A 26,361-nucleotide genomic window follows, 5' to 3' on the forward strand; every position below is an offset into this window, starting at 1 on the left:
ACGCGTGCGTTCGAGGATCGTGCCGGCAGTCAGGGAAGTTTGGGTGTTGCAATCGGCGCACTCGAAAAGCGGAATATGGCGGGAACGAATCGAGTAGTAACGACCGCAGCCGCAACGGGGGCAGACGAATCCTCCAGGCCAACGCGAATGAAACAACGTCTGCTGACAAACGGCATCGCTATGATAAATTTCGCAAAACTGTTCGAAAGAGATCACATGGAACACCACCATATAGGAACATATGTTCTATTTCATTGTACAAGACAATTTCTCCAAAAGCAATCATTTGGAAAGAATATTTTGAGAATGGTGCTGATTTCAACATGATCGACCCCCTGTTCGAAGGGGATAGTGGAGCCAGCAAACGGAGAAGAGCAATCGCAGCGCCCGCCCCTGAGCGAAAGGGATAGTGGAGATACGCCCATGAGAGAGAACGTTCAATTTTTTCAACTAGGCTCATATATTAAGTAGAAGGGTACGAACGACCGGCAGACGGGAGGCGAGAAGCTTGAAAATATCGGATTTCCAGACAAAGGACGTCATCAATATCGTGGACGGTAAAAAGCTTGGTCAGGTGAGCGATTTGGAGCTCGATTTGAGGCAGGGTAGGATTGATGCCATTGTGGTGCCTACGACAACCAGGCTGTTTGGCATGTTTGGAGGGGGGAACGAAGTGATCATTCCGTGGCGTAACATCGTGAAAATCGGCACGGACGTCGTGCTTGTTCGTCTCGACGATGCGAAAGTGTACCGGCTGGAAGACGGGGAACAGCATACCTCCGGAAGATGACAGGGTGGCCGACATGAAAAGGTCATTTCTTTCGAACGGCTTGAGGCTGTGGTACACTTGTTGAGGAGGTGTGGGATATGGAGCCATTTCACATACAGGGGCGCCAAACGGACGGCTCGCTCCTCGTGTTGCAGCAATGGGGGGAGTGCTACGGACTGACAGCGGGGTTTACAACCCGGCATGCAGGCAACGTCGCACTTCACGTCGGAGATGTCCCGGAAGAGGTCGTAAGCCGTAGAGGGGCGGTTGTGGAAAGCCTAGGATGGGCTTTCGAAACGTTCACTTGTGCGGAGCAAGTTCACGGCACGGAAGTTCGCGTCGTGGAACGGAGCCGAGCTGGCAGCGGTCGTCAGGACAGAGAAAGTGCCTGGCAGCACACGGACGCGCTCGTTACGAACGAAGAGGATATTTTTCTCGCGATGTTTTATGCGGACTGCGTTCCGTTATATTTGTATGATCCGGTTACCGGGGGCATGGGGCTCGCTCATGCGGGATGGAAAGGAACGGTCCGGGATATTGTCGGTGAGACGGTGTCGCGGATGCACGAAGCTTTCGGAGCGAAGCCCGGCAATATGGTTGCGGCGATCGGACCTTCAATTGGACCATGCTGTTATGAAGTGGACGGAGCGGTGCTTTCCAAGGTAATACCACTTGTCTCGGACGACCCGGATACGGCAGCGATTGTCATTCGTCCGACTGAGCAGGACGGCAAGGCAATGCTTGACTTGAAACATTTAAACCGACATCTTATGATAAAAGCAGGAATTTTGCCGAGTGGTATCGAAGTTTCATCGTGGTGTACAAGCTGCCGCACTGATCTGTTGTTTTCCCATCGCAAGGAGAATGGCGCTACGGGGCGGATGATGAGCTGGATCGGCAGGAAATCGAGGTGATCGTTTCGTGACATTGCAACATCGTCTACGGGACGTGGAAGAGCGGCTGAGACAAGCCTGCTTGAGAAGCGACAGACAACGAGAGAGTGTACAAATTATAGCGGTAACGAAGTATGTATCGGTGGCCACGGCGGAAGAAGCTGTCAGAGCCGGCGTTACGCACGTCGGTGAGAACCGCTGGCCGGATGCACGGCCCAAATGGGAAGCCTTGAAAGAGCACGCTGTATTTCATTACATAGGTTCGCTTCAGACGAACAAGGTAAAGGACGTTATCGGCAAATTCGACTACGTTCATTCGCTGGATCGCGAATCTCTTGCCGAAGCGATCAACGCTCGCGCGGAGAAGTTGGGGATTGTCGTTCCATGTCTCATTCAGGTGAACGTGTCGGGAGAACAGTCGAAGCACGGATTAACCCCGGAACAAACATTGCCTTTTCTGCAAGGGCTCGATAAATACGATCGGATTCGTCCTATCGGATTAATGACGATGGCGCCTTACGAAAGCATGGCGGAAGAAACGAGACCGGTGTTTCGGGCGCTGAAGCAGCTTAAGGATGAACTTAACGACAAAGCGGTAACGAAAGCGCCGCTGACCGAATTGTCCATGGGCATGTCCAATGATTTCGAAGTGGCTGTCGAAGAAGGCGCGACGATGGTACGTTTGGGAACGGTACTCGTAGGGAATGAAAAGATAGGAGTGGATTAAAATGGGCGTCATGAATAAGTTTTTGAACTATTTGGGCTTGCAGGAAGAGCAAGAACAAGAGCATGACCAAGATCGCGATAGATTCGTCGGCCTGGAGGAGCAAGAAATTGAAACGCCTGCCTACGAAATGCGTAAACCTATAGCGAAGAATAATGTCGTTAGCATTCATTCCCAGAAAAACGCACGGGTTGTGCTGAACGAACCCCGCTCATATGAAGAGGCGCAGGAAATCGCGGATCAATTGAAATCCCGCCGTGCCGTCGTCGTTAATTTGCAACGTGTCAGACGGGACCAAGCGATTCGTATCGTCGATTTTTTGAGCGGTACCGTATATGCGCTTGGCGGTCAAATTTCCAAAATCGGTACCGATATTTTTCTTTGCACGCCGGATTCGGTCGAAGTATCGGGTACGATCACGGAGATTTTGTCCGATGAATCGGCCGACTATCCCAAAATGAGGTGACAGCAGGTTGGATCGAGTCGAAAGTTATGTTTGGTTGTTATATAACATCTATCGCACGTTGTTGATTATTTACGTATTGATGTCGTGGCTTCCATCCGTAAGGGAAAGCTACATTGGAGAACTGCTTGGCAAATTGGTGGAGCCTTACTTGAAACCGTTCCGTAGAATCATTCCGCCCATCGGCGGCGTGCTCGACATTTCCCCAATTATCGCTTTCTTTGCATTGTGGTTCGTTGCTCAGGGCTTGATCGCCGTGATTGGAATGTTCGCATAGAAACAAATAGAGGTATAAGATGTCGCATAACGAAATTTACGAGCATTTTCACCCGGATGAGAAGTCATTCGTGGATCGCGCCTGGGAGTGGGTTGAGCGAGCCGCCGAGCGTCATGAGACGAAGCGGACGGATTTTCTCGACCCGCGCCAGGCGCATATTTTATTTACGCTTGCGAATAGAAACCCTGACGTACAAGTGTACTTGAACGGCGGGGGCACTCATGCGGAGCGTCAACGGGCGATCGTCGCCCCGGACTACAAAGTGTTGGATGATGAGGATATGGGAATCGTTGTGCTTGAGATCGCGTCGGAAGACCGAAAGATCGCCGATCTGGAACACGGGGATTATTTGGGCGCTCTTCTTGGACTTGGCATCAAGAGGGAGAAGATCGGAGATCTGCATGTGACCGAAGAAGGTTGCCATGCGCTTATCGCGGAGGAGATCGCCGGATTTCTTACAGGTCATATGAAACAAGCGCACAGGGTTGACGTTCGGACAACCATTCTTCCGTTAACTGCGCTGCGGGAAACGAAGCAAGAACTGGAGGAGCAGGTACTCTCGGTCGCTTCAATGCGACTGGATGGTATCGCCAGCGATGTTTTCCGATTAAGTCGGACGAAAATATTGGCCCCGATCAAGGCGGGGCGTTGTCGTGTGAGCTGGAAGCCGGTCGAAGATCCGTCTTATTCACTGAGAGCGGGCGACGTAGTCTCCATGAAAGGGTTCGGCCGTTTTAAGGTGCTGGACGTGGAAGGGATGTCGAAAAGCGGAAGGCTTCGCGTTCGAATCGGCAAATTTGTATAACTTCCGAGAAGGATTTTCTCAGATTCCGTCGAATTCAGTCTGTGAACGAGCTACTTGGTACTCATGAAAGCAGGAGGTGCGCCAATGCCATTGACGCCATTGGATATCCATAACAAAGAATTTGCCCGCCGAATTCGCGGATATGACGAAGATCAGGTAAATGAGTTTCTCGACCAGATTATTAAAGACTACGAAGCGATGATTCGCGAAAACAAAGAACTGCAAAATATGGTTGCGGCTTCGCAGGACAAGCTCGGCCATTTCTCGAATATCGAGGAGACGCTTAGCAAGACGATTATCGTCGCGCAAGAAGCTGCGGATGAGCTAAGAGGCAATGCAAAAAAAGAGGCACAGCTTATCGTTAAAGAAGCGGAGAAAAACGCGGATCGCATCATTAACGACGCGTTGGCGAAGTCCCGCAAAGTTGCGCTCGAAGTCGAAGAGTTGAAAAAGCAGGCTGCGATTTATCGCGCTCGCTTCCGCGCTCTGATCGAAACGCAGATGGAGCTGTTGACGCAAGATGGCTGGGAGTCGCTGGAAGGCCGCGAGGCAAAAGGGATTGAAGCGTAGTCCCAGTTTGACAAATGGGTCCGAAAGACATATAAATGAAGTACGATTGTTGTTTACCTATCGCTTATCGTCGTTGATGGGAACAGTAAGCGCGCGGAAGGTCTCAGAGAGTTGGCGGAAGGTGCGAGCCAACGGCCGAGACGCGCCGAAGATCATCCCTGAGACGCTTTTTCGAACGGCGCGCTTGACGCACCGCTAGAGGAAGCCGGACGCTCGCCGTTACACGAGCTGGCCGAACCGTTCGGCCGCCAAGCGCCGTTCTGCCAGGGTCAAACCGGACAGGAACGGAACAAGGGTGGTACCGCGAGCATGACTCGTCCCTTTCAGGGATGGGTCTTTTTTGTTTTTTAACGAAGAAAGGATGATTCAAATGCAACGTGTAGATGTCAAAGAAAAAGCGAGAAGCCGCGAACAGCGTATCCTTGAGCAGTGGAGAGCGGAAGATACGTTCCGGCAATCGATCGAGAACAGAAAAGACAGGCCGAACTTCGTGTTCTACGAAGGGCCTCCGACAGCGAACGGCAAGCCGCATATCGGGCACGTGCTCGGACGCGTTATTAAAGACTTCATCCCCCGCTACAAGACGATGGCCGGGTATCGCGTCGTCCGAAAAGCCGGCTGGGATACGCACGGGCTGCCGGTAGAACTCGGCGTGGAGAAGCAGCTCGGTATTTCCGGGAAGCAGGAGATCGAGAATTACGGCGTCGAGCCGTTCATCAAGAAGTGCAAAGAGAGTGTGTTCGAGTACGAACGCCAATGGCGCGAACTGACGGAAGCGATCGCCTATTGGACCGATCTCGACGATCCGTACATCACGCTCGATAACAATTACATTCAAAGCGTATGGCACATACTTGCGACGATCCACGAAAAAGGGTTGCTGTATCGCGGGCACCGCGTCAGCCCGTACTGCCCATGTTGCCAGACGACGCTCAGTTCGCACGAGGTGGCACAAGGCTACGAAGACGTGAAAGACTTGACGGCGACGGCCAAGTTCAAGTTGAAGCAAAGCGGTGAATACGTTCTTGCTTGGACGACGACGCCATGGACGTTGCCGGCTAACGTTGCCCTTGCCGTCCACCCAGAGCTGGAATACGTCCGTGCCCGTCAGAACGGCGAAACGTATATCGTAGCCGCCGCGCTTGCAGAGAAAGTGCTAAAAGGCGAGTATGAGACGATCAGCACGGTTAAAGGCCGCGAACTCGTCGGCTTGGAATACGACCCCATTTTCCCGTATGTCAAAGTGGATAACGCTTATCGGATCATTGACGCCGAATACGTCACCGATGCCAGCGGTACCGGCATTGTACACATTTCCCCGGCGCACGGTGAAGACGACTATCGCGTAGCTCGCCAGCATGGCATTCCGATGCTGATGGTCGTCAACAATGCGGGCAAATACATCGACGAAGTAACGGATTTGGCCGGCCGGTTCGTGAAAGATTGCGACATCGACATCGTCAAAATGCTTTCGGAAAAAGGCTTGCTTTTCCATAAGGAAAGAGTGGAGCACAGCTACCCGTTCTGCTGGCGTTGCAAATCGCCGCTGCTCTATTACGCGACGGAAAGCTGGTTCATCAAAACGACAGCGGTCAAAGACCAACTGATCGAAAACAACAAATCGATCCAATGGTATCCGGAGCATCTGCGGGACGGCCGCTTCGGCAAGTTCCTAGAGGATCTGGTCGATTGGAACATCAGCCGCAACCGTTACTGGGGAACGCCGCTGAACGTATGGACTTGCGAGAAGTGCGGCAAAGAGAAGGCGCCGCATAGCATTGCCGAGCTTCGTTCCCTTGCGGTGGAGAACGTGCCTGAGACGATCGAACTGCATAAGCCGTACGTGGACGACATTCATCTTCGCTGCGATTGCGGCGGCACGATGAACCGCGCATCGGAGGTCATCGACGTGTGGTTTGACAGCGGCTCGATGCCGTTCGCGCAATATTTCCACCCGTTCGGCGACGAGGAAAAGTTCAACGAGCAGTATCCGGCGGATATGATTTGCGAAGGCATCGACCAGACGCGCGGTTGGTTCTTCAGCTTGCTGGCCGTATCGACGCTGTATAATGGCAAAGCGCCATATAAAGCTGTTATTTCGACCGGACACGTGCTGGACGAGAACGGACAGAAAATGAGCAAGTCCAAGGGCAACGTCATCGATCCGTGGGAAATTATCGACGAATTCGGCACGGACGCTTTCCGGTGGTCGCTGCTGGCGGATAGCGCACCGTGGAATAGCAAAAGGTTCTCCAAGGGGATTGTAGGCGAGGCGAAATCGAAAGTGATCGATACGCTCGTCAACACGCACGCTTTCTTCGCCCTCTACGCGGACATCGACGGCTACGTCCCGTCCGAACATGCCAAGGTGAAGACGGACAACAGGTTGGATCGTTGGATCGTATCGCGCTTAAACTCGCTTATCTCGGAAGTGACAAAAGGGCTCGAAGCGAACGATTTCCTGAACCCGGCGAAAGGCATCGAAACGTTCATCGACGAGTTGTCGAATTGGTACGTTCGCCGTTCGCGCGATCGCTTCTGGGGAAGCGGCCTGACGGCCGACAAGCTTGCGGCTTACCAGACGCTGGGCGACGTTCTGTTGACGCTGTCCAAGCTGATTGCGCCGTACGCACCGTTCATTGCGGAAGATATTTACCGCAATCTCGGCGGAGCAGGCAGCGTGCATTTGGCGGATTATCCGCAAGCTGACTCATCGGCGATTGATGCGGGCCTGGAGCGGGAAATGAGCGCCGTTCGCAACATCGTCGAGCTGGCACGCAACATTCGCAACGAGACCGGCCTCAAGACGCGTCAGCCGTTGTCTGAGCTGCTTGTATCTATGAGCGACAGTTTTGATCTTGGCGCCTACGAGGAAATCGTCAAAGACGAAATTAACGTAAAGCACATCACGATCGTGGGCGATGACGGCGGGTTCGTTAATTTTAACTTGAAGCTGAACCTGAAAGTAGCGGGCAAGAAGTTCGGCAAAAACGTCGGTCCGATCCAAAACGCGTTTAAGGCGATGTCCGGCGACGAGACGAGAGCGATTGTGCAGTCGGGCAACTATGCGTTCATCAGCCCTGAAGGCGAGACGCTGACGATCGGGCTCGAGGAGATTCTCGTCGAGAAAGAAGCGAAAACCGGTTTCGCTTCGGCGTCTGCTGGCGGTTTGACCGTGGCGCTCAATACGGAAATTACTCGCGAGCTTGAACAGGAAGGCTGGGTACGCGAAGTGATCCGGGCCGTTCAGGATACGCGGAAGAAGCTCGACTTGCCGATCGAGAAAAGAATCGATCTGCTTATCGACGCGGACACCGAGCTGGAAGAAGCACTTCGTGCGTTTGATTCCGTCCTGCGAGACAACGTACTCGTGAACAATGTGTCGTTTGGCAAAACGGATGGCATGGAAACTGCGCAGGCTGGAGATAAGACGTTCGGCATCGCCATCGTATAACCGATAGGACGACGGTTAAATCTAATACAGATAACGAGAAAACGAGCTCTTGCTCCGGTTCGCGGCATGCGCGGCACGGGGGAGCTCGTTTTGTCACCCGAGGGGAGAATGGGCGTGGGAGGATCGACGAACAAAAGAAATTCGAAACGTCGGGCAAAGTGGGCAAACGGCAAATCTGCGGACACAGCAACGACCGCGGCGAACAATCGGTTGGCGGACGAAGCACACGGCTTGAAAAAACAGCTCGTTCATGTATCCGAAAGACTGGAACGGTTGTCCATAGATATGGAGAGGTCGCAGTTACGGGATTACGTCAACTTGATGCAACGGCCATGGCAATTAATTTGGCGCAACCTGATTGCGGGTATATCCCGGGGAATCGGCATTACGATCGGTTTTACTTTCTTCGCGGCGACAATTGTTTATGTGCTGCAATTCCTCGGTGCGCTAAACTTGCCGATCGTCGGTGACTACATCGCTAACATTGTTCGAATCGTGCAGCGGCAATTGGAGATCAATCCGCACTAATCGTCTAAAGCTCGTTCAAATGTTCATCCGGTTCGAGCAAATGATCGCCTTCATCATTTGCCATATAACTGCGGTAAGCGCGATTGCGGACGATCGAAACATGCTGTCCCGTAATATCAGTCGCAACGAAGCTTTCGAACGCTTCGACGAATCCTTCATTTTCGTCGGCTTCGATAAAAAGCGCATCGTAATCGACGGCTCGGTTGCTCTGGGTCATGTCGGGACCGTTGGAAGTGCCCCATGATTCGACGATCTGCCATGCATCTTCGCCGTCGAAACCGTTCTGATCATCCCGCTCGTCAAGACTCGTGCGGCCGAAAGGAGGCGTAAGGAATATCTCCTCCTCAGGCCTTTCATTCGAAACTTCCTGACGAGGCTCGTGCTCGATGCAGTATATGGCGGTCGGCAACGCCTCGAGCCTCTCGGCAGGAATAAATTTGCCGCAGGCTGCGCAGATGCCGTATTCGCCAGTGTTCATACGCTCAAGAGCGGCTTCGACGCGCTCAAGACGAAAAGCTTCTTTCTCGAGAAGGGCGATGTCCTTGCCCCGCTCGAACATTTCCGAACCTAAGTCCGCTGGATGATTATCGATGCCGGACAGCTCGCCGGTGGAATCGCGCAAAGACGCTGCCAGACCAAAGTGTCCGTTCTCGTTAACGCGGTGCCGTAAGGCGTCTCTTTCCAGCAGTAGCGTTTCCTTCAGCTCGTCGATTTTGTGTTGATCGATCGGAATCGTCAAGATACCCACTCCCTTTTTCCGTTCCATAGCTGTAGTTTTCTCTGGGGCGACCGGTTTTACGACCGTGTCTCGGCGGGCAAGTATGGAGGATTTGTCGATATTTGCTTCCCTTGCGTGGACGATGCTCGAAACGATATGATAGAATCAAAATCGCAAGAGAAACGCATGAAGGGCGGAACAATCGCATGCAACGTCGGATTTGGCCGGTTTGGTCCTATTATGTAGTAGCAATCGTCGTATTTCTGATCGATTTTGTCAGTAAGAAAATCGTGAGCCACAATATCGAACAGGATAACGAAAGAATATCCATACTAGGGAATTTCTTTATTCTGTCGCATATTCGGAACCGTGGCGCTGCGTTTGGCATGCTGCAGGAGCAGCGCTTGTTTTTCCTCGTCGTCACAATTGCAGTCGTTGTCGGCATTTTATGGTACTTGCACCGCTCTTATCGGACGGGCAGTATGCTGCTGATGTTTGCGCTGGCTATGATTTTGGGTGGAGCGGTCGGCAACTTCCTTGACCGCGCTCTTTTCGGCGAGGTCGTAGATTTCTTGCAATTTAATTTCGGTTCGTATACGTTTCCGATTTTCAACCTTGCCGATTCCGCTATTTGTGTTGGAGTTGCCTTGGTGATTTTGGATTCGCTGCTTGCCATGAAACGGGAGAACAAACAAAATGGAAACGGAGAACATCCGCCAGAACAACAATCCGTCTGAGACCGAGGACATTGACAATCGTTTAGAATGGGCTGTTGATGAAGAACAGAAGGGCGAACGTGTGGACAAGCATATCGCCGAAACGATGGCAGTGCAATCCGTATCACGTTCCCAAGTGCAGGAATGGATTCGTACGGGCGCTGTCACAGTCAACGGCCACTCGACCAAGTCGAACGCCAAACTTGCAATTGGAGATCGTATCGAGATCGTCATGCCTGAGCCTGAGCCTCTGGAAGCTTTTCCGGAAAATATCCCGCTCGATGTCGTTTTCGAGGATCGAGACGTCATTGTCATTAATAAGCCGAGAGGCATGGTCGTGCATCCGGCTGCAGGACATCCGAACGGTACCGTCGTGAACGCTTTGCTCTATCATTGCAAAGACTTGTCGGGCATTAATGGCGTCATGCGTCCGGGCATCGTTCACAGGATTGATAAAGACACGTCGGGTTTGCTCATGATCGCCAAAAACGATCTCGCCCATTCCTCGTTGGCGGAGCAACTTAAGGAGCATAGTGTAACCCGTAAGTATACGGCGCTTGTCTTCGGTGTCATGCAGCATGACAAGGGGACAGTGGATGCTCCGATTGGTCGCGCGAATTACGATCGCAAACTGTATGTTGTCACGGAAAAGAACAGCAAACATGCGGTGACGCATTTTGCCGTCATGGAACGGTTTGACGAATACACATTGCTCGAGTTGAAATTGGAAACGGGCCGGACGCATCAAATTCGCGTGCATATGAAGTATATTGGGTTTCCGCTGGTCGGAGATCCGGCATACGGAGGCAAAAGCGGCAGAACGCTCGGCATGAGCGGGCAGGCGCTTCACGCGGGCGTGCTAGGTTTCGTGCATCCACGCTCTGGAGAGTATATGGAGTTCGCCGCGCCGATTCCGGAAGATATGGAGCATGCACTGGGCATTCTTCGCACAAGATAAAATATACAACAAAAGCCAATCCCCGCCTCGCATTCGAGCGCGGGGATTTCTGCAAATGATGTGCGAGAAAATCCATGGCGGTCGCTTACGAATTCCCTCATAGTTTGTAACATGGATTATTCATTTTCAGTTACACGAGGAGTTGTCGTAAATGAGCGTAGAAAAATACCAATCCACGTTTATCCAAGAGCAGTTTGCAAGCCGCATTGGCGGTTCCAACTATGGCAAAGACACGAATATTTATAAATTCGAGAAAATCAAACGGGCGAAAGCGGCCGCGCGTAAAGCTTTCCCCGACGTGGAACTGATCGACATGGGCGTCGGCGAGCCGGATGAGATGGCGGATGCGGGCATCGTGGCCAAATTGGCTGAAGAAGCGGCCAAGCCCGAAAACCGCGGCTACGCAGACAACGGCATTGCGGAATTCAAATCGGCTGCGGCTAAATACTTAAAAGAAGTGTTTTCCGTAGAGGTAATCGACGCCGAGACGGAAGTGCTTCATTCGATCGGCTCCAAGCCGGCGCTCGCGATGTTGCCGTCCGTGTTTATTAATCCGGGAGACGTTACGATTATGACGGTTCCAGGGTATCCGGTCTTGGGTACGCACACGAAATATCTCGGCGGAGAAGTGTACAACATCAAGCTGACGAAAGAAAACAATTTCCTTCCGGATCTGGATGCCATTCCGGAACATATCGCTGAGCGCGCAAAGCTGTTGTATTTGAACTATCCGAACAACCCGACGGGGGCAGCGGCTACAGTGGAATTTTTCACGAAAGCTGTCGCATGGGCGAAGAAGTACAACGTTGTCGTCGTTCACGATGCGCCGTATGCCGCTTTGACCTATGACGGAGTGAAGCCGCTCAGCTTCCTTTCGGTTCCTGGCGCGAAGGACGTAGGGATCGAGCTTCACTCGTTGTCCAAATCGTACAACATGACCGGTTGGCGGATTGGCTTCGTTGCAGGTAATCCGCTTATCGTCAAGGCTTTCGGAGATGTGAAAGACAACAACGACTCCGGCCAGTTTATCGCCATTCAGAAAGCTGCGGCTTATGGACTTGCGAACCCTCAAATTACGGAGGCGATATCCGAAAAGTACTCCCGTCGCCATAATTTGCTCGTCGCGGCATTAAACGAGATCGGCTTTAAAGCGGAGAAGCCGAAAGGTTCTTTCTTCCTGTATGTGGAAGCTCCGAAAGGCATCGTAGGCGGCCAACGCTTCGAGACGGCCGAAGACTTCTCGCAATATCTCATTCGCGAGAAATTGATTTCGACGGTGCCGTGGACCGATGCCGGTCACTTCGTACGCTTCTCGGTAACATTCATCGCTCAAGGCGAGGCGGAAGAAGCTCGTGTCATCGGTGAAATCAAACGGCGATTGACCGATGTCCAATTCGAATTTTAAGCGCAAATTTGTTGACACACCATGTCGAAAGTGGGATAATGAGAGCTAATGAACGGGTACCTTTAAATCAGTCCAGAGAGACTGGCAAGGTGGCGCAGCGTTGACTCATATTCCGGTTCGACCTACGACATGCCGCGCGGATTTTTATCCGATGATCGGACATGTCTCAGAGGTCGCGTCTTTCCGAGAATATCCTCATCTGACTGAATGCTCCTTGCGGTTGCTGCAAGGAGCTTTTTTATTGCGAACATTCGCGATTATGTCCGGAAGGAGGGTTCGAGTTGTCAGATTCCCGTGTCATCATGGACGAGTCCGCCATCAGGCGAGCGTTAACCCGTATCGCCCACGAGATGGTCGAGAAAAACAAAGGCATCCACGGCTGCGTGCTGATCGGCATCCGGACGAGAGGGATTTATCTGGCGAGACGCCTTGCGGAGCGAATCCTCGATATCGAAGGTCAACCGATTGCCGTCGGCGAATTGGACATCACGCGATACCGCGACGATCGTCCTTACACTGCGGAAGCTGCCGCGCCGGATGAAGAATTGACGCGTCTTGTGAAGGACAAAAGAATTATCCTCATCGATGACGTTCTTTATACCGGTCGGACGATACGCGCTGCGCTGGATGCACTCATGGACTGCGGCAGACCGCAGTCGATTCAACTGGCCGTTCTCGTCGATCGAGGTCATCGCGAGCTGCCGATTCGGCCGGATTACGTCGGCAAGAACGTCCCGACGTCGCGGCACGAGAAGATCGAAGTGTCGCTCGAAGAAATCGATGATAACGATTTCGTTACGATCTTGCACCCAAGCGAAGCTGAAGTCGGACAATAACAGAGGAGGCGCTTAGGAAGATGTCATCATGGATACTTAACGCTATGAAATGGAACCTGGATTCGGGCACGACCGAACGGAAGCACGTACGGGTTGAAGACGGCATCATCGCCGAATGGCGCGATGGCGCGGATACGCCGAACACGGACGGCGCACAAGTTATCGATGCGAAGGGCAAGCTAATTTCGCCTGGATTGATCGATATGCATGTGCATTTGCGCGAACCGGGATTCGAATACAAGGAAGACATCACCAGCGGAACAGCTTCCGCGGCGAAGGGCGGTTACACAACGATTGCGCCCATGCCGAACACGCGGCCAGTCATGGATACGCCAGATACGATCAAGTATGTGCTGGATAAAGCGGCGACGGAAGGCGTTGTGCGTGTTCTCCCTTATGCGGCGATCACGAAAAACGAGCTGGGACGCGAGCTGACGGATTTCGCCGCATTGAAAGAAGCGGGCGCGATCGGTTTTACGGACGATGGCGTCGGCGTGCAGAATGCGCAAATGATGAAAAATGCGATGGCGCTCGCGCACTCGCTCGGTATGCCGGTCATCGCTCACTGTGAAGACGACTCGCTCGTCGAAGGCGCGGCAGTAACCGAAGGCGCGTTTTCCCGCAAGCACGGGTTAAAGGGTATCCCGAACGAATCGGAAGCGATTCACGTTGGACGCGATATTTTGCTATCGGAGGCGACTGGCGTACACTATCACGTCTGCCACGTTAGCACGGAGCAGTCGATTCGGCTGATTCGGCTCGGCAAGCAGATCGGCGTGAATGTAACAGCGGAAGTATGCCCCCATCACTTGCTACTGTCGGACGAAGATATACCGGACAACATGGATACGAACTGGAAAATGAATCCTCCGCTTCGCACGCCGAAAGACGTCGAAGCTTGCATACAAGCGCTTGAGGAAGGCACGATCGATATTATCGTCACGGACCACGCACCGCACAGCGAGGAAGAGAAAGCCCGCGGCATGGCACGCGCCCCTTTCGGCATCGTCGGATTCGAGACGGCGTTCCCGCTGCTCTACACGAAATTCGTGCGCACAGGACGTTGGACGCTCGACTTCCTGATCGGCAAAATGACGAGCAAGCCCGCAGAAGTGTTTAAGCTTCCGTACGGCACGCTGAACGTCGGCGCTCCCGCCGACTTGACGTTGATCGACTTGGAAAGCGAACGCGCAGTCGATCCAGCGACGTTTCTGTCCAAAGGACGCAACACACCGTTCACAGATTGGAAGTTATTTGGCTGGCCGGTGCTGACAATGGTAGGCGGCAACGTGGTGTGGACCGAAGAGAACGGCATTAACCGCTAAGGAGTGATTGGGATGCAAGCAAGATTACTGTTGGAAGACGGCACGTTGTTTACGGGCCAAAGTTTCGGCGCCGAAGGCGGGTCCGTCGGGGAAGTTGTATTCAATACCGGGATTACCGGCTATCAAGAGGTGCTCTCCGACCCGTCCTACTGCGGACAAATCGTCACGATGACGTACCCGCTGATCGGCAACTACGGCATTAACCGCGACGATTTCGAAAGCATCCGTCCATACATCCATGGCTTCGTCGTTCGCCGCCATGAGGCTGTACCGAGCAACTGGCGCGCACAATACACGATCGATCAGTTGCTGAAAGAGTACGGCATCGTTGGCATCAGCGACATCGATACCCGGATGCTGACTCGTATCCTTCGCCAGCATGGCACGATGAAGGGGCTGTTGACGACGGGAAGCGAGCGCATCGAAGAACTGAAAGAGCGTCTTGATGCTTCTTCTCTTCTTCGCGACCAAGTTGCACGCACGTCGACGAAATCCTTGTTCTCGAGCCCCGGCGAAAAAGAACGGATCGTTCTGATCGACTACGGTGCGAAGAGCGGTATTTTGCGCGAATTGACGAAACGCGGCTGCGACGTAGTCGTCGTTCCGCAAGACGCAACTGCGGAAGAAATTCGCAAGCTTTCACCGGACGGTATCCAACTGTCCAACGGCCCTGGGGATCCGAAGGATGTCCCTCATGCGGTTAATACGATTCGCGAACTGATTGGCGAGTTTCCGATCTTCGGTATTTGCCTCGGTCACCAATTATTTGCTCTCGCCTGCGGAGCAGACACAGGCAAGTTGAAGTTCGGCCATCGCGGCGGCAACCACCCGGTTAAGGAACTGGAATCCGGCCGTTGCTTCATCACATCCCAGAACCACGGCTACACGGTCGTTGAAGAGTCGATCGCGGGTACAGAGCTCGAAGTCACGCATATTAACAACAACGATAAAACGATCGAAGGTTTGAAACATAAGAAACATCCGGCCTTCACCGTGCAATACCACCCGGAAGCGGCTCCAGGACCGTACGACAACAGCTATCTTTTCGACCGGTTCCTGCAAATGATTAGAGACAACAAGATCGCCAATCCGGAACGTCCGCGGCAAGCCCAATTGTCGGAGACGCTGAGAGGAGAACTGCAGTATGCCCAAAAATAATAAACTCAAAAAAATTCTCGTTATCGGCTCCGGTCCAATCGTCATCGGACAAGCGGCTGAGTTCGACTATGCGGGCACGCAAGCTTGCCAAGCGCTGAAAGAAGAAGGCATTGAAGTCGTGCTGATCAACAGCAACCCGGCGACGATTATGACCGATACGAATATTGCAGACAAAGTCTATATCGAGCCGATCAACCTCGAGTTCGTTTCCCAAATTATCCGCCAAGAGCGTCCAGACGGCTTGTTGCCGACGCTGGGCGGCCAGACAGGGTTGAACATGGCTGTCGAGCTTGCTCGGGCAGGCGTCCTGCAACAAGAGAATGTGAAGCTGCTCGGCACGCAGCTCGACGCGATTGAACGCGCCGAAGACCGCGACCTGTTCCGGGAATTGATGAGAGAGCTGGAGCAACCGGTACCGGAAAGCGACATCGTTACGACGGTCGAAGCTGCGGTGGATTTCGCTAACGGCATCGGCTATCCGCTCATCGTTCGTCCGGCATATACGCTGGGCGGCACAGGCGGCGGCATTGTGGCCAATGAAGAAGAACTTCGCGAGACAGTCGCGAACGGTATTCGTTACAGCCCGATAGGACAATGTTTGGTCGAGAAATCGATCGCTGGCATGAAAGAAGTCGAGTATGAAGTTATGCGCGACGCGAACGATAACTGTATCGTAGTTTGTAACATGGAGAACTTCGATCCGGTCGGCGTTCATACCGGCGACAGCATCGTTGTAGCGCCGAGCCAAACGTTGTCCGACCGCGAATACCAAATGCTTCGTTCCGCGTCGCTCAAAATTATTCGCGCGCTGAATATCGAAGGCGGCTGTAACGTACAGTTCGCGCTCGATCCGCAAAGCTACCAATACTATGTTATCGAAGTTAACCCGCGCGTCAGCCGCTCTTCGGCGCTCGCTTCCAAAGCGACCGGTTACCCGATCGCGAAAATGGCTGCGAAAATCGCATGCGGCTACACCCTCGACGAGATTATGAACCCGGTTACGGGACAAACCTACGCGTGCTTCGAACCGACTTTGGACTACATCGTATCGAAAATTCCACGTTGGCCGTTTGACAAGTTTACTTCGGCCAACCGCAAGCTCGGCACGCAAATGAAAGCGACTGGCGAAGTAATGGCGATCGGACGCACGTTCGAAGAGTCCATTCACAAAGCGGTTCGTTCCCTCGAAATCGGCGTACACCGGATCTTCTTGAAAGGCGCAAACGAGCTTTCAGACGAAGTGCTCACGAATCGCCTTGTGAAACCGGACGACGAGCGTATGTTCCTCATCACCGAAGCGTTCCGCCGCGGCTGGACGCTGCAGCAAATTCAAGATTTGACGAATGTCGACTGGTGGTTCCTTGACAAGCTCGAGCGCATCGTTCAATTCGAGGACGTTATCCGTCGCGAATCTGATCTGTCGCCTGAGACGTTGTATCAAGCGAAACGTATGGGCTTTACTGATCGCGCAATCGCAGAGCTTCGCGCAGAAGGCCATCCGGCTGCTGCATTAACGACAGAAGCGGACGTTCGCACACACCGCCTGGCTCAAGGTTTGGCGCCGGTATACAAAATGGTCGATACATGCGCTGCCGAATTCGAAGCGACGACGCCATACTACTACTCGACGTACGAGACGGAAAACGAAGTTCTTCCGAGCAGCAAAGAGAAAATCATCGTGCTTGGCTCCGGTCCGATTCGGATCGGTCAAGGCATCGAGTTCGACTATTCGACCGTTCACGCCGTATGGGCGATTCGCAACGCTGGTTATGAAGCGGTCATCATCAACAATAATCCAGAGACGGTTTCGACCGACTTCTCGACGTCCGACCGTCTGTACTTCGAACCGCTGTTCTTCGAGGACGTCATGAACGTCATCGAACAGGAGAAACCGATTGGCGTCATCGTGCAATTCGGCGGCCAAACGGCAATCAATCTCGCAGCGCCACTTGCGAAGGCTGGCGTACGCATTCTAGGAACGTCTCTCGACAGCATTGACGAGGCAGAAGATCGTAAGAAGTTCGAAGCACTGCTCAGCAAGCTGAACGTACCGCAGCCGAAAGGCACGACGGTTACTTCGGTCGGCGAAGCGGTTGGCGCAGCTCAGGAACTCGGTTACCCGGTTCTCGTTCGCCCTTCGTACGTGCTCGGCGGACGCGCTATGGAAATCGTCTACTCCGACGAAGAGCTTCTCTCGTACATGGAAATCGCGGTAACTATCAATCCGGAGCATCCGGTTTTGATCGACCGTTACATGCTCGGCAAAGAAATCGAAATCGATGCGATCTGTGACGGTGAAACCGTGCTTATCCCGGGCATTATGGAACATGTCGAAAGAGCGGGCGTCCACTCCGGCGACTCGATCGCTGTATATCCGCCGCAGTCTCTGTCTGAGGATGTAAAAAATCAGGCGATCGACATCACCATCAAAATTGCCAAAGAGCTCAAAACAATCGGTCTCGTCAACATCCAGTTCGTCGTCTGGCAGGAGCAAGTGTACGTCATCGAGGTTAACCCTCGCTCGTCGCGTACGGTTCCTTTCCTTAGCAAAGTGACGAAAATCCCGATGGCGAACTTGGCGACCCAAGCGATTCTCGGCAAGAAGCTGACGGATCTTGGCTACCAAGAAGGACTGTGGCCGGAAGACGAGTTTGTCTCCGTCAAAGTTCCGGTATTCTCCTTCGCGAAACTGCGCCGCGTCGATCCGACATTGACTCCGGAAATGAAGTCGACAGGCGAAGTTATGGGACGCGATCGTTACTACGCGAAAGCTTTGTACAAAGGTCTCATCGGTTCCGGTATGAAAATCCCGAATTCGGGGGCGATCATCGCAACGGTTGCGGACAAAGACAAAGAAGAAGCGATCGAAATTTTGAAAGGTTTCTATAACCTCGGCTATAAGCTGATGGCTACGGGCGGAACGGCTGATGCGCTCGAAGCTGCTGGTTTGAGAGTGCGCCGTGTAAATAAGCTATCGGATGGTTCGCCGAACATTCTTGATCTGATCCGTACCGGCCAAGCGCAATTCGTCGTCAATACGCTGACAAAAGGCAAAACGCCGGAGCGCGATGGCTTCCGCATCCGCCGCGAAGCGGTCGAGAATGGTGTTGTATGCTTGACGTCGCTCGACACAGTTAGCGCGCTGCTGAACATGCTGCAAGCTCTTCGTTTCTCCAGCGAGCCTATGCCGGCTTTCCAATCTTAATAGGTGCAGGTCGCCCGATCCCCGAGCTACAGGGGGATCGGGCTTCTATATAAACAGAATCCAAGGAGGCGTATCGATGTCGATGACTGTATTGACGCGTGAACAAGCGGCAAGCAAAATTATGGTGGCGCTGGACAAGCCCGATGCCGAAGCGGCGTTGGCGCTCGCCGCCAGCCTTCAAGGGACGGGCTGTTGGATGAAGGTGGGCATGGAGTTGTACTACGCCGCTGGCCCCTCCGTTGTCCGGGAACTAAAAGCAAGGGGATTCCGCGTATTCCTCGACGTGAAGATGCACGATATTCCGAACACCGTTCGGGGCGGTGCACGCAGCATTGCCAAGCTTGGCGTGGACTTGTTCAACGTTCATGGTGCAGGCGGCATAACGATGATGCGCGCTGCTGTTGAGGGTGTGAAGGAAGCGGTTGAGTCTGGAGACGCGGCGAACTCGCCGATCGTTATTGCGGTAACGCAGTTAACGAGCACGAGCCAGTCTGTGTTGAACGATCAGATCGGCATTGCCGGTACGATCGAAGATGCTGTCGTACGGTACGCAAGGCACGCACGGGAAGCAGGCTTGCAAGGCGTCGTCGCTTCACCGCTTGAAGTGGCCGCGATTAAAGCCGCCTGTGGGGGCGACTTCCTGACAGTTACTCCGGGCATTCGTCCCGCAGGGGCGGAGACAGGCGATCAGTCGCGCATTACGACGCCAAGGGACGCCGTTGCCGGAGGCACGGATTACCTCGTCATCGGGCGCCCGATCACAGGTGCAAGCAACCCGGCCGAAGCGCTGGACAACATTTTGAAGGAGATGACTGAATCATGAGCAACATAACTTTGGAACAACTTCCGTCTCACATTGCAGGCAGCTTGCTGGAAATCGGCGCCGTAGCGTTGCGTCCGAACGAGCCGTTTACGTGGACTTCCGGCATCATCTCCCCGATCTATTGCGACAATCGCTTGACGATGAGCTATCCGGCTATTCGCGAAGCGATCGCTGACGGCTTCGCAACACTGATCCGTGAGCACTATCCGGATACAGAAGTGATCGCCGGCACAGCGACTGCTGGTATTCCACATGCCGCTTGGGTGGCGCAGAAATTGAATTTGCCGATGGCGTATATTCGCGATAAAGCGAAAGGGCACGGCAAGCAAAATCAAATCGAAGGCATCATTAAAGAAGGTCAAAAGGTTGTCGTTATCGAGGATTTGATCTCTACGGGCGGCAGCTCTTTGAAAGCAGCGCTCGCGGTTCTCGAAGCCGGAGCGGAAGTGCAAAGCGTTCTGGCGATCTTCACCTACCAGTTCGCGAAAGCGGAAGAAGCATTCCGCGAAGAAGGCATAGAGCTGAGAACGCTCTCCAACTACGGTGCGTTAGTGGACGAGGCGTTGCGTCGGGGTACCATTAGTGCGAACGATGTTAACTTACTGCAATCGTGGCGGGAAAGCCCGGAAACTTTCGGCAAATAATGTAGTGAAATTGTTTTAGACCTATGCTAGTATTGGTTCAAGAGAACCAATAAAGGGGTCTTCATATGCCGAACGAACTACTTGTGGCACATTGTCCCGACTGCGGCAACGTTTTCCAGAAGAACCTACGCAATCTGTGTTTCGACTGCTCTTCGCGAATGGACGAGCAGACTCGAGAGATGGAACGTTATCTGATGCGCAATCGAATGGCGACCAATGAACAATTGGCCGAAGCGGCTTCAATATCTCTTCGTAAGCTTCGCTCATGGATTCGGACCGGTAGGCTTAACATTTTCCACTATCCGAATTTGGCGGATGAATGCGATCTTTGTTCCTCACCGATTCGCAAAGGGCATCTCTGCCTGTCCTGTTCGAGCAAAATTAACGACGACATCGAGCGGGTATTCGACAGAGAACGCGTACAGAAAGAACGTTTGCGATCAGCGAATAGCTATATTTTCAGAAATTAGAAATCCGCCCGTCAGCGGCGGATCAACGAAAGCCCATTCGACGGCGTTGGCCGTATGAATGGGTTTTTGTGCGTGCTGCGGCTATTTATGGCCATTATCCCTTTCCATTAGGGAAAAGACGAAGTAATCAAGCTTCAATTTAGCTATGGCCACTATCCCCTTCGTTCAGGAGAGGCTCGATGAATGATCCCTATTTCCTCTACGACCATTATCCCCTTCAATCAGGCTTAGTCGACAATAGAGTGGGGAGGGAGTATCTTATCTACAAAACTGATCGAAGGGGGTAATGGAGAGAGGACAGGAGCCCTTCCTTAAGCCTAAATCTTTGACCTGTGCTAAGGGGATAGTGGCGACAGAGAATTGAGCGTGGCCCCAGCTTTCCAACCTGAGCGACAGGGATAATGGCTGTAGCAGGTGATGCGGTGAACCCTCGAACCATTGTCCTGAGCGAAGGGGATAGTGGCCCGAGAGAATCAGGAGACTTACTTGCCGCCAGAGCCGTTAACTGCTTTTAACCATGACCGAATCGCTGAGTTCGGTATGTCGGATGCCTTCGGAATGGCGAAGGGGGCATCGCTTAGGTGATACTTCGTTTTCAGAGAAACAATACGCTTGACGCTTTCATTGATTCTTTTCTCGCTAATACGCCCGGAACGTACGGCTTGCAGTAACTTGTCGTAGACGGATTTAGCCGTATCGTAGCCGTGGGCAACGAGTAGGATGTCGCTGCCGGCTTCGACGGATTTAACCGCCGCTTCGGCGATTCCGTAGTGGTCAGCAATAGCCCCCATCGTTAGATCATCGGTAATGACGACGCCATCAAAGCCGAGCGTGCCGCGCAATTGCTTGCCGATGATGACTTTGGAAAAAGAAGCGGGAGCATCGGGATCAATCTTGGGAAACAAAATGTGCGCGACCATGACGGCGTCAGCCTGCTCTGCAATTGCAGCTTTAAATGGCATCCATTCAAGAGCTTCGAGCTGTTGCGTCGTCTTGTTGACGACGGGTAAATCCAAGTGCGAGTCGACCGAGGTGTCGCCATGTCCGGGAAAATGTTTGACGACGCCGATGGTCCCCCCTTCCCGTAAGCCTTGCATAACGGAGATGCCCATACGCGTCACAATATCGGCTTTGGAACCAAAAGCCCGATTACCGATGACAGGATTGTTCGGGTTGCTGTTGATATCGAGAACAGGAGCGAAGTCGACGTTAAAACCGAGTAATGCCAATTCCTCGGACAACAGTTTACCCATCTGCTTGGCAAGCTCTGGCTTACCCGTTCGGCCGACTTTGGCTGCATCCGGCATGGCGACGAAATCGGCAGGTAGACGGCTCACGCGGCCTCCTTCTTGATCGACGCTTACGAATAGGGGAATAGGGTTGCTAGTATTCGCCTTTTTAAGGTCATTCACGAATCGGGTGGACCCAGTCAGTCCGGAAAAATTGTTTTTGAACAAAATGATGCCGCCCACATGTTGTTCGGCGATCATAGCCTTAGCGGAGGCATCGAGCTTCGTGCCCGTTACGCCGGCGAGAATCATTTGTCCGACTTTTTGCTCCAATGTCATCCGGTCGATTAGAGCATTGACGCCATCGTCCGAGTCGACGGTTCCGGAAGAAGACGTCGGCGAAGGAGACGGCGTTTTGGAAGGTGACGCGGCTGGTGTCTCAGAAGGCGTCTCGGAAGGCGAGGCGGATGGCGCTGATGTTGTAGCCGATGGAGAAGCGACAGGTGTGTTCGAGGCGGAGGGGGAGTTCTCCGGAGATCCTTTGGAACAGGCAGATGTTCCGAGCAGCGTCCAACAAAGAGCGAATGCGACGAGCGGTTTCAAGTGCATATTGGCCATAAGCGAATCCGTCCTCCTTATGAAAAGACTCCCGCGTTCCTTAACGGAATACGCGGGAGTTACTGTTTGGTTTAGACTTCGAAAGAGCTTTTCAGTGAGACGATGCGGTTAAACACGAGGTGTTCCGACGTCGAATCCTTGGGATCAACGTTAAAGTAGCCATGGCGGAAAAATTGGAATTTTTCCCCGCCTTCGGACGATTGTAATCCTTGCTCGACGAACCCTTCCAACGTCTCGAGAGAGTTCGGATTCAGACGATCGAGGAACGATTGCCCTTCTTCTTCCACGTCGTCCGTAATGAGCGGCTCATATAGGCGGAATGAGGCGGGAACAGCGCTAGACGCTTCAACCCAGTGAATCGTTCCTTTGACTTTGCGACCGGTAAAGCCGGAACCGCTTTTTGTCTCGGGGTCGTACGTGCAGCGCAATTCGATTGCGTTTCCGTCGGCATCGCGGATAACTTCCTCGCACTTAATGAAATACGCGTGTTTCAGGCGCACTTCATTGCCAGGGAACAATCGGAAATACTTCGGCGGCGGGTTATCCATGTAATCGTCGCGTTCAATATAAATTTCACGCGAGAACGGAATTTGGCGATGTCCCATGTCCGGGTTCTCCGAATTGTTTTCCGCCTCGAGCCATTCCACTTGGTTTTCAGGGTAATTCGTGATAACGACTTTGAGCGGCTGCAAAACGGCCATTGTGCGAAGAGCTTTGAGCTTCAAATCCTCGCGGATAAAATGTTCCAACATCCGTTCGTCAACGACGCCGTAACTCTTGGCGACGCCGATCTCGCGGCAGAACGCGCGGATGGCTTCCGGCGTATAGCCTTTCCGACGAAGCCCGGAAATCGTCGGCATGCGCGGATCGTCCCAACCGTCGACCGCTTTCTCGTCTACAAGCTGCTTCAGCTTTCTTTTGCTCATGACGGTGTTCGTTAGATTCAGTCGCGCGAACTCGTATTGGCGAGGCGTCCACTGCATTTCGCATTCGCGGACAACCCAATCGTAGAACGGGCGCTGATCTTCGAATTCAAGCGTACAGATCGAGTGCGTCACGCCTTCGATCGCGTCTTCGAGCGGGTGTGCAAATGCGTACATGGGGTAGATGCACCATTCGTCGCCCGTGTTGTGATGGTGGGCGTGTACGACGCGATAAATGATCGGGTCCCTCATATTGATATTCGGGGATCCCATATCGATTTTCGCGCGCAGTACTTTCGTTCCGTCGGCGAATTCGCCTGCTTTCATGCGGTGGAACAGATCGAGGTTCTCCTCGATAGAACGGTTGCGGAACGGGCTTTCTTGGCCAGGAGCAGTCAGCGTCCCCCGAGTCTCGCGGATCTGGTCGGCCGTCTGGTCGTCGACATAGGCAAGGCCTTTGCCAATAAGCAGCTCGGCGCGAGCGTACATTTCCCCGAAATAATTCGAGGCGAAGAACAAGCCATCCCACTCGAAACCGAGCCACGCCACGTCATTCTTGATCGATTCGACGTATTCGACGTCTTCCTTAACCGGGTTCGTATCGTCGAAGCGCAAATTCGTTCTTCCGTTAAACTCGTCGGCAAGCTCGAAGTTTAAGCAGATCGACTTAGCATGCCCAATATGCAAGTATCCGTTGGGCTCGGGCGGGAAGCGGGTGACCACTTCCTTTGTTCTCCCAGAGGCCAAATCCTCGGCCACGATGTTTTTAATGAAATTAGATGACGACGTCTTAGTTTCCAAGCGGACCAACCTTCCTCACAGATCAATGTATATCTTCTAATAATACACAAAATCGACCGTCCTTATAAAGGGTTGGAGAAAAAAATGACGAAATGACGAATGGTGGACATAAAAAAATGATAAAGCGTTCATTTTGCCGTAACTTTTCTCATCAAAGGCTCGTTATAATCAAAGAAGAGTTTGGTAAGGGAGGAAAAGGCATGCTGTCATGGTTGAGCCGCGGCTCGGCGGCGGAGAAAGAGAGCGTTCAAGCCGAGGAGCCGGCGCAGGATACGGAGACGGCCGGTCTTGCCGCTCTAGGGGAGCCGTTGTTGACCGTCGGAAACGTAGAACGATCGTTCGACGTCGGCAGCCAGCAAATCCGCGTCCTGAAAGGAATTAATCTGAAATTGTATCCCAAGCAGCTTATTATGCTGAGGGGAAGATCCGGCTCGGGCAAGACAACGCTCATGAACTTAATGGGGGGACTTGATACGCCCACGAAAGGCGAAATTTTTTTCAAAGATAAGCCGTTCCACAAATGGGATGACGACAAGCGTACGGAAGTACGCAGGAAGGATATCGGATTTATTTTCCAAGCCTATGCGCTCATGCCGCTATTGTCCGCTTACGAAAATGTCGAGTTATCGCTACGGATGGCGAATACGCCGCGCGCGGAGTGGAAGCCGAGAATCACCGCGTGCCTCGATCTTGTCGGTTTATCGAAGCGGATGCACCATCGGCCGTTCGAATTATCGGGGGGCGAGCAGCAGCGGGTTGCCATCGCGAAAGCGATCGCACATAAGCCTAGTCTGTTGCTGGCGGATGAGCCGACGGCGGAATTGGACAGCCAGATGGCAGCGCAAGTGATGCAAGTATTTAAGGAAGTCGTCGCGGCGGAGAACATGACGATCTGTATGACGACGCACGACCCCACGATTATGGAGGTAGCAGACCATGTCTACGAAATGGTGGACGGCGTATTCGTCGGCCAATAACACTAATCGCGCCAAAAAAAGAACCCGCAAAACGACGACTTTGCTCGCCGCGCTGGCGCTGTCCGTCGCACTGACAGGTTGCAGCCTGCTGCCGAGCGAGCCGGAAGAAGAAGATTTTTCGGCCATCCAGCTTCCGAAAATATCGGAGAAGCCGAAGTACGACGTTGAATCGAAGACACTCGAGACGACCGTGCAAGCCTCTGGCAAAATCATGTCCACGCAGGAGAAGTCGCTTTATTTTACGCTTGAAGGCAAACGTCTCAAGAAGTTATACATACAGCCGGGAGCCGACGTTCAGGAAGGTCAAACCATTGCTGAGCTTGACGTCGACGACATGAAGAAGCAATTGCGCACACAGACGCTGGCGTTCAAGAAGACGGAACTGACGATGAAGCAGACGTTGCGGAACAAGGATGAGATGGACCCGATCGAATTCGAGCAGGCGATGATCAGCTTCGAGGAATCGAAGCAGGCGCTTGTCGACATGCAAACGGATATCGATAAGGCGGTGCTGGTCGCGCCGTTTTCCGGCAAAGTCGTTTCCCTTCCGGTACAGGAAGGAGCTCAAATCAAGGCGTACGACACGATCTGTATTGTCGCGAATCCGAGCAGCCTCGTCGTTGCAGCAAGCTTGTCTAAGGACGATCTGGCTAAAGTCGCGCTTGGCATGGAAGTGCGCGTCGACATCAATAATGCCGGTCAAGTAAAGGGTAAAGTGAAGCAGCTTCCGATTCCATCCACGGACGGTCAGAACGGCAACAACGGCAATGGCGGTCAAGGCAACAAGCCGGAAAGCATTAACGATTACACGCTGATCGAAGTAGCCAACCTGCCGAAGACAGTCACACGCGGAACTCCGTTATCCGTGTCGGTTATCGTCAATCGGAAGGAAAACGCGACAACGATTCCGCTCGCTGCTCTCCGGACAATTGGCGCACGCACCTATGTGCAAGTGGCTGAAGCGGACGGAAGCAAACGCGAAGTCGACGTGGAAGTCGGCCAACAGACATCAACGGACGTGGAAATTATTAGCGGGTTGACGCCGGGACAGAAAGTCGTAGGTCGTTAAGCG

The 26,361-nt window shown here is 53.0% G+C and carries 25 protein-coding genes and 1 other annotated feature; of the genes, 21 read left to right on the plus strand and 4 right to left on the minus strand.

Annotated features, from left to right (window positions below):
• Positions 1-231 (minus strand): transposase (locus ACFPOF_RS10035; protein WP_378132317.1); only part of this gene is annotated, 231 nt, incomplete at its 3' end.
• Between the two features lie 277 nt (positions 232-508).
• Between ACFPOF_RS10035 and ACFPOF_RS10040 the strand changes: the two genes are divergently transcribed.
• From ACFPOF_RS10040 to ACFPOF_RS10080, 9 genes are all read left to right on the plus strand, one after another.
• Positions 509-790: a YlmC/YmxH family sporulation protein gene (locus ACFPOF_RS10040; protein ID WP_378132088.1), complete on the plus strand. Its 282-nt coding sequence runs from the start codon at positions 509-511 to the stop codon at positions 788-790.
• Positions 791-867: 77 nt separating this feature from the next.
• Positions 868-1,683: a peptidoglycan editing factor PgeF gene (gene pgeF, locus ACFPOF_RS10045; protein WP_378132090.1), complete on the plus strand. Its 816-nt coding sequence runs from the start codon at positions 868-870 to the stop codon at positions 1,681-1,683.
• A gap of 7 nt (positions 1,684-1,690) precedes the next feature.
• Positions 1,691-2,389: a YggS family pyridoxal phosphate-dependent enzyme gene (locus tag ACFPOF_RS10050; RefSeq protein WP_378132092.1), complete on the plus strand. Its 699-nt coding sequence runs from the start codon at positions 1,691-1,693 to the stop codon at positions 2,387-2,389.
• A 1-nt stretch (position 2,390) separates the two neighbouring features.
• Positions 2,391-2,852: a cell division protein SepF gene (locus ACFPOF_RS10055; protein WP_378132094.1), complete on the plus strand. Its 462-nt coding sequence runs from the start codon at positions 2,391-2,393 to the stop codon at positions 2,850-2,852.
• Positions 2,853-2,859: 7 nt separating this feature from the next.
• Positions 2,860-3,126: a YggT family protein gene (locus ACFPOF_RS10060; RefSeq protein ID WP_378132096.1), complete on the plus strand. Its 267-nt coding sequence runs from the start codon at positions 2,860-2,862 to the stop codon at positions 3,124-3,126.
• Positions 3,127-3,145: 19 nt separating this feature from the next.
• Complete coding sequence (locus tag ACFPOF_RS10065) at positions 3,146-3,931, plus strand: YlmH family RNA-binding protein (protein WP_378132098.1); 786 nt, start codon at positions 3,146-3,148, stop codon at positions 3,929-3,931.
• A gap of 84 nt (positions 3,932-4,015) precedes the next feature.
• On the plus strand, positions 4,016-4,501 hold the full coding sequence (locus ACFPOF_RS10070) for a DivIVA domain-containing protein (protein ID WP_378132100.1): 486 nt from the start codon (positions 4,016-4,018) through the stop codon (positions 4,499-4,501).
• Between the two features lie 64 nt (positions 4,502-4,565).
• Positions 4,566-4,826: a binding site (T-box leader), on the plus strand.
• Positions 4,827-4,871: 45 nt separating this feature from the next.
• Positions 4,872-7,955, plus strand: a complete 3,084-nt coding sequence (gene ileS / locus ACFPOF_RS10075) for an isoleucine--tRNA ligase (RefSeq protein ID WP_378132101.1) — start codon at positions 4,872-4,874, stop codon at positions 7,953-7,955.
• A gap of 114 nt (positions 7,956-8,069) precedes the next feature.
• The gene (locus ACFPOF_RS10080; protein WP_378132103.1) at positions 8,070-8,483 is read left to right on the plus strand and encodes a DUF5665 domain-containing protein; all 414 of its coding nucleotides are present in this window, start codon (positions 8,070-8,072) and stop codon (positions 8,481-8,483) included.
• Positions 8,484-8,487: 4 nt separating this feature from the next.
• Here ACFPOF_RS10080 and ACFPOF_RS10085 read toward each other — a convergent pair whose 3' ends face one another.
• Positions 8,488-9,222 carry a TraR/DksA C4-type zinc finger protein gene (locus ACFPOF_RS10085; protein WP_378132105.1) on the minus strand — a complete coding sequence of 245 codons (735 nt, stop codon included), beginning with the start codon at positions 9,220-9,222 and terminating at the stop codon, positions 8,488-8,490.
• Between the two features lie 185 nt (positions 9,223-9,407).
• On the opposite strand from ACFPOF_RS10085, the gene lspA reads away from it, so the two are divergent.
• From lspA to ACFPOF_RS10135, 10 genes are all read left to right on the plus strand, one after another.
• Positions 9,408-9,938, plus strand: a complete 531-nt coding sequence (gene lspA, locus ACFPOF_RS10090) for a signal peptidase II (protein ID WP_378132107.1) — start codon at positions 9,408-9,410, stop codon at positions 9,936-9,938.
• Positions 9,898-10,875 carry an RluA family pseudouridine synthase gene (locus ACFPOF_RS10095; protein ID WP_378132109.1) on the plus strand — a complete coding sequence of 326 codons (978 nt, stop codon included), beginning with the start codon at positions 9,898-9,900 and terminating at the stop codon, positions 10,873-10,875. Before lspA ends, ACFPOF_RS10095 begins: the two co-directional genes overlap by 41 nt.
• A 151-nt stretch (positions 10,876-11,026) precedes the next feature.
• Positions 11,027-12,280, plus strand: coding sequence for an LL-diaminopimelate aminotransferase (locus ACFPOF_RS10100; protein WP_378132111.1), 1,254 nt, complete (start codon positions 11,027-11,029; stop codon positions 12,278-12,280).
• A 281-nt stretch (positions 12,281-12,561) separates the two neighbouring features.
• Positions 12,562-13,116, plus strand: coding sequence for a bifunctional pyr operon transcriptional regulator/uracil phosphoribosyltransferase PyrR (gene pyrR / locus ACFPOF_RS10105; protein ID WP_378132113.1), 555 nt, complete (start codon positions 12,562-12,564; stop codon positions 13,114-13,116).
• A gap of 20 nt (positions 13,117-13,136) precedes the next feature.
• Positions 13,137-14,441 carry a dihydroorotase gene (locus ACFPOF_RS10110; protein ID WP_378132115.1) on the plus strand — a complete coding sequence of 435 codons (1,305 nt, stop codon included), beginning with the start codon at positions 13,137-13,139 and terminating at the stop codon, positions 14,439-14,441.
• Positions 14,442-14,453: 12 nt separating this feature from the next.
• Entirely contained in the window at positions 14,454-15,599 is a 1,146-nt protein-coding gene (locus ACFPOF_RS10115) for a carbamoyl phosphate synthase small subunit (RefSeq protein WP_378132117.1), read from the plus strand.
• A complete protein-coding gene (gene carB, locus ACFPOF_RS10120; RefSeq protein WP_378132118.1) occupies positions 15,586-18,804 on the plus strand; it encodes a carbamoyl-phosphate synthase large subunit in 3,219 nt (1,072 codons plus the stop codon). Before ACFPOF_RS10115 ends, carB begins: the two co-directional genes overlap by 14 nt.
• Positions 18,805-18,880: 76 nt before the next feature.
• Positions 18,881-19,627: an orotidine-5'-phosphate decarboxylase gene (gene pyrF / locus ACFPOF_RS10125; protein ID WP_378132119.1), complete on the plus strand. Its 747-nt coding sequence runs from the start codon at positions 18,881-18,883 to the stop codon at positions 19,625-19,627.
• On the plus strand, positions 19,624-20,271 hold the full coding sequence (gene pyrE, locus ACFPOF_RS10130) for an orotate phosphoribosyltransferase (protein ID WP_378132120.1): 648 nt from the start codon (positions 19,624-19,626) through the stop codon (positions 20,269-20,271). The genes pyrF and pyrE overlap by 4 nt, the downstream gene beginning before the upstream one ends.
• Before the next feature lie 65 nt (positions 20,272-20,336).
• Positions 20,337-20,741, plus strand: coding sequence for a hypothetical protein (locus ACFPOF_RS10135; protein ID WP_378132122.1), 405 nt, complete (start codon positions 20,337-20,339; stop codon positions 20,739-20,741).
• 482 nt (positions 20,742-21,223) lie between these two features.
• On the opposite strand, the gene nagZ is transcribed toward ACFPOF_RS10135, so the two are convergent.
• Complete coding sequence (nagZ, locus tag ACFPOF_RS10140) at positions 21,224-22,588, minus strand: beta-N-acetylhexosaminidase (RefSeq protein ID WP_378132124.1); 1,365 nt, start codon at positions 22,586-22,588, stop codon at positions 21,224-21,226.
• Positions 22,589-22,659: 71 nt separating this feature from the next.
• Positions 22,660-24,312, minus strand: a complete 1,653-nt coding sequence (locus ACFPOF_RS10145; protein ID WP_378132126.1) for a glutamine--tRNA ligase/YqeY domain fusion protein — start codon at positions 24,310-24,312, stop codon at positions 22,660-22,662.
• 200 nt (positions 24,313-24,512) lie between these two features.
• Here ACFPOF_RS10145 and ACFPOF_RS10150 point away from each other — a divergent pair, with 200 nt between their 5' ends.
• Positions 24,513-25,289 (plus strand): ABC transporter ATP-binding protein, encoded by a 777-nt coding sequence (locus ACFPOF_RS10150; RefSeq protein ID WP_378132128.1) that lies wholly within the window; start codon positions 24,513-24,515, stop codon positions 25,287-25,289.
• A complete protein-coding gene (locus ACFPOF_RS10155) occupies positions 25,249-26,358 on the plus strand; it encodes an efflux RND transporter periplasmic adaptor subunit (RefSeq protein WP_378132130.1) in 1,110 nt (369 codons plus the stop codon). The genes ACFPOF_RS10150 and ACFPOF_RS10155 overlap by 41 nt, the downstream gene beginning before the upstream one ends.
• Positions 26,359-26,361: the final 3 nt, after the last annotated feature.

It is taken from the genome of Cohnella soli (genome assembly GCF_042655525.1).
GTDB classification, from domain to species: Bacteria; Bacillota; Bacilli; order Paenibacillales; family Paenibacillaceae; genus Cohnella; species Cohnella soli.

Bases quoted from the DNA above. Each gene is read 5' to 3' on its own strand.
- pgeF (WP_378132090.1), top strand. From the start codon at position 868: ATGGAGCCATTTCACATACAGGGGCGCCAAACGGACGGCTCGCTCCTC.
- ACFPOF_RS10055 (WP_378132094.1), top strand. From the start codon at position 2,391: ATGGGCGTCATGAATAAGTTTTTGAACTATTTGGGCTTGCAGGAAGAG.
- ACFPOF_RS10065 (WP_378132098.1), top strand. From the start codon at position 3,146: ATGTCGCATAACGAAATTTACGAGCATTTTCACCCGGATGAGAAGTCA.
- ACFPOF_RS10070 (WP_378132100.1), top strand. From the start codon at position 4,016: ATGCCATTGACGCCATTGGATATCCATAACAAAGAATTTGCCCGCCGA.
- ileS (WP_378132101.1), top strand. From the start codon at position 4,872: ATGCAACGTGTAGATGTCAAAGAAAAAGCGAGAAGCCGCGAACAGCGT.
- lspA (WP_378132107.1), top strand. From the start codon at position 9,408: ATGCAACGTCGGATTTGGCCGGTTTGGTCCTATTATGTAGTAGCAATC.
- ACFPOF_RS10095 (WP_378132109.1), top strand. From the start codon at position 9,898: ATGGAAACGGAGAACATCCGCCAGAACAACAATCCGTCTGAGACCGAG.
- ACFPOF_RS10100 (WP_378132111.1), top strand. From the start codon at position 11,027: ATGAGCGTAGAAAAATACCAATCCACGTTTATCCAAGAGCAGTTTGCA.
- ACFPOF_RS10110 (WP_378132115.1), top strand. From the start codon at position 13,137: ATGTCATCATGGATACTTAACGCTATGAAATGGAACCTGGATTCGGGC.
- ACFPOF_RS10115 (WP_378132117.1), top strand. From the start codon at position 14,454: ATGCAAGCAAGATTACTGTTGGAAGACGGCACGTTGTTTACGGGCCAA.
- carB (WP_378132118.1), top strand. From the start codon at position 15,586: ATGCCCAAAAATAATAAACTCAAAAAAATTCTCGTTATCGGCTCCGGT.
- pyrF (WP_378132119.1), top strand. From the start codon at position 18,881: ATGTCGATGACTGTATTGACGCGTGAACAAGCGGCAAGCAAAATTATG.
- pyrE (WP_378132120.1), top strand. From the start codon at position 19,624: ATGAGCAACATAACTTTGGAACAACTTCCGTCTCACATTGCAGGCAGC.
- ACFPOF_RS10135 (WP_378132122.1), top strand. From the start codon at position 20,337: ATGCCGAACGAACTACTTGTGGCACATTGTCCCGACTGCGGCAACGTT.
- nagZ (WP_378132124.1), bottom strand. From the start codon at position 22,588: ATGGCCAATATGCACTTGAAACCGCTCGTCGCATTCGCTCTTTGTTGG.
- ACFPOF_RS10150 (WP_378132128.1), top strand. From the start codon at position 24,513: ATGCTGTCATGGTTGAGCCGCGGCTCGGCGGCGGAGAAAGAGAGCGTT.
- ACFPOF_RS10155 (WP_378132130.1), top strand. From the start codon at position 25,249: ATGTCTACGAAATGGTGGACGGCGTATTCGTCGGCCAATAACACTAAT.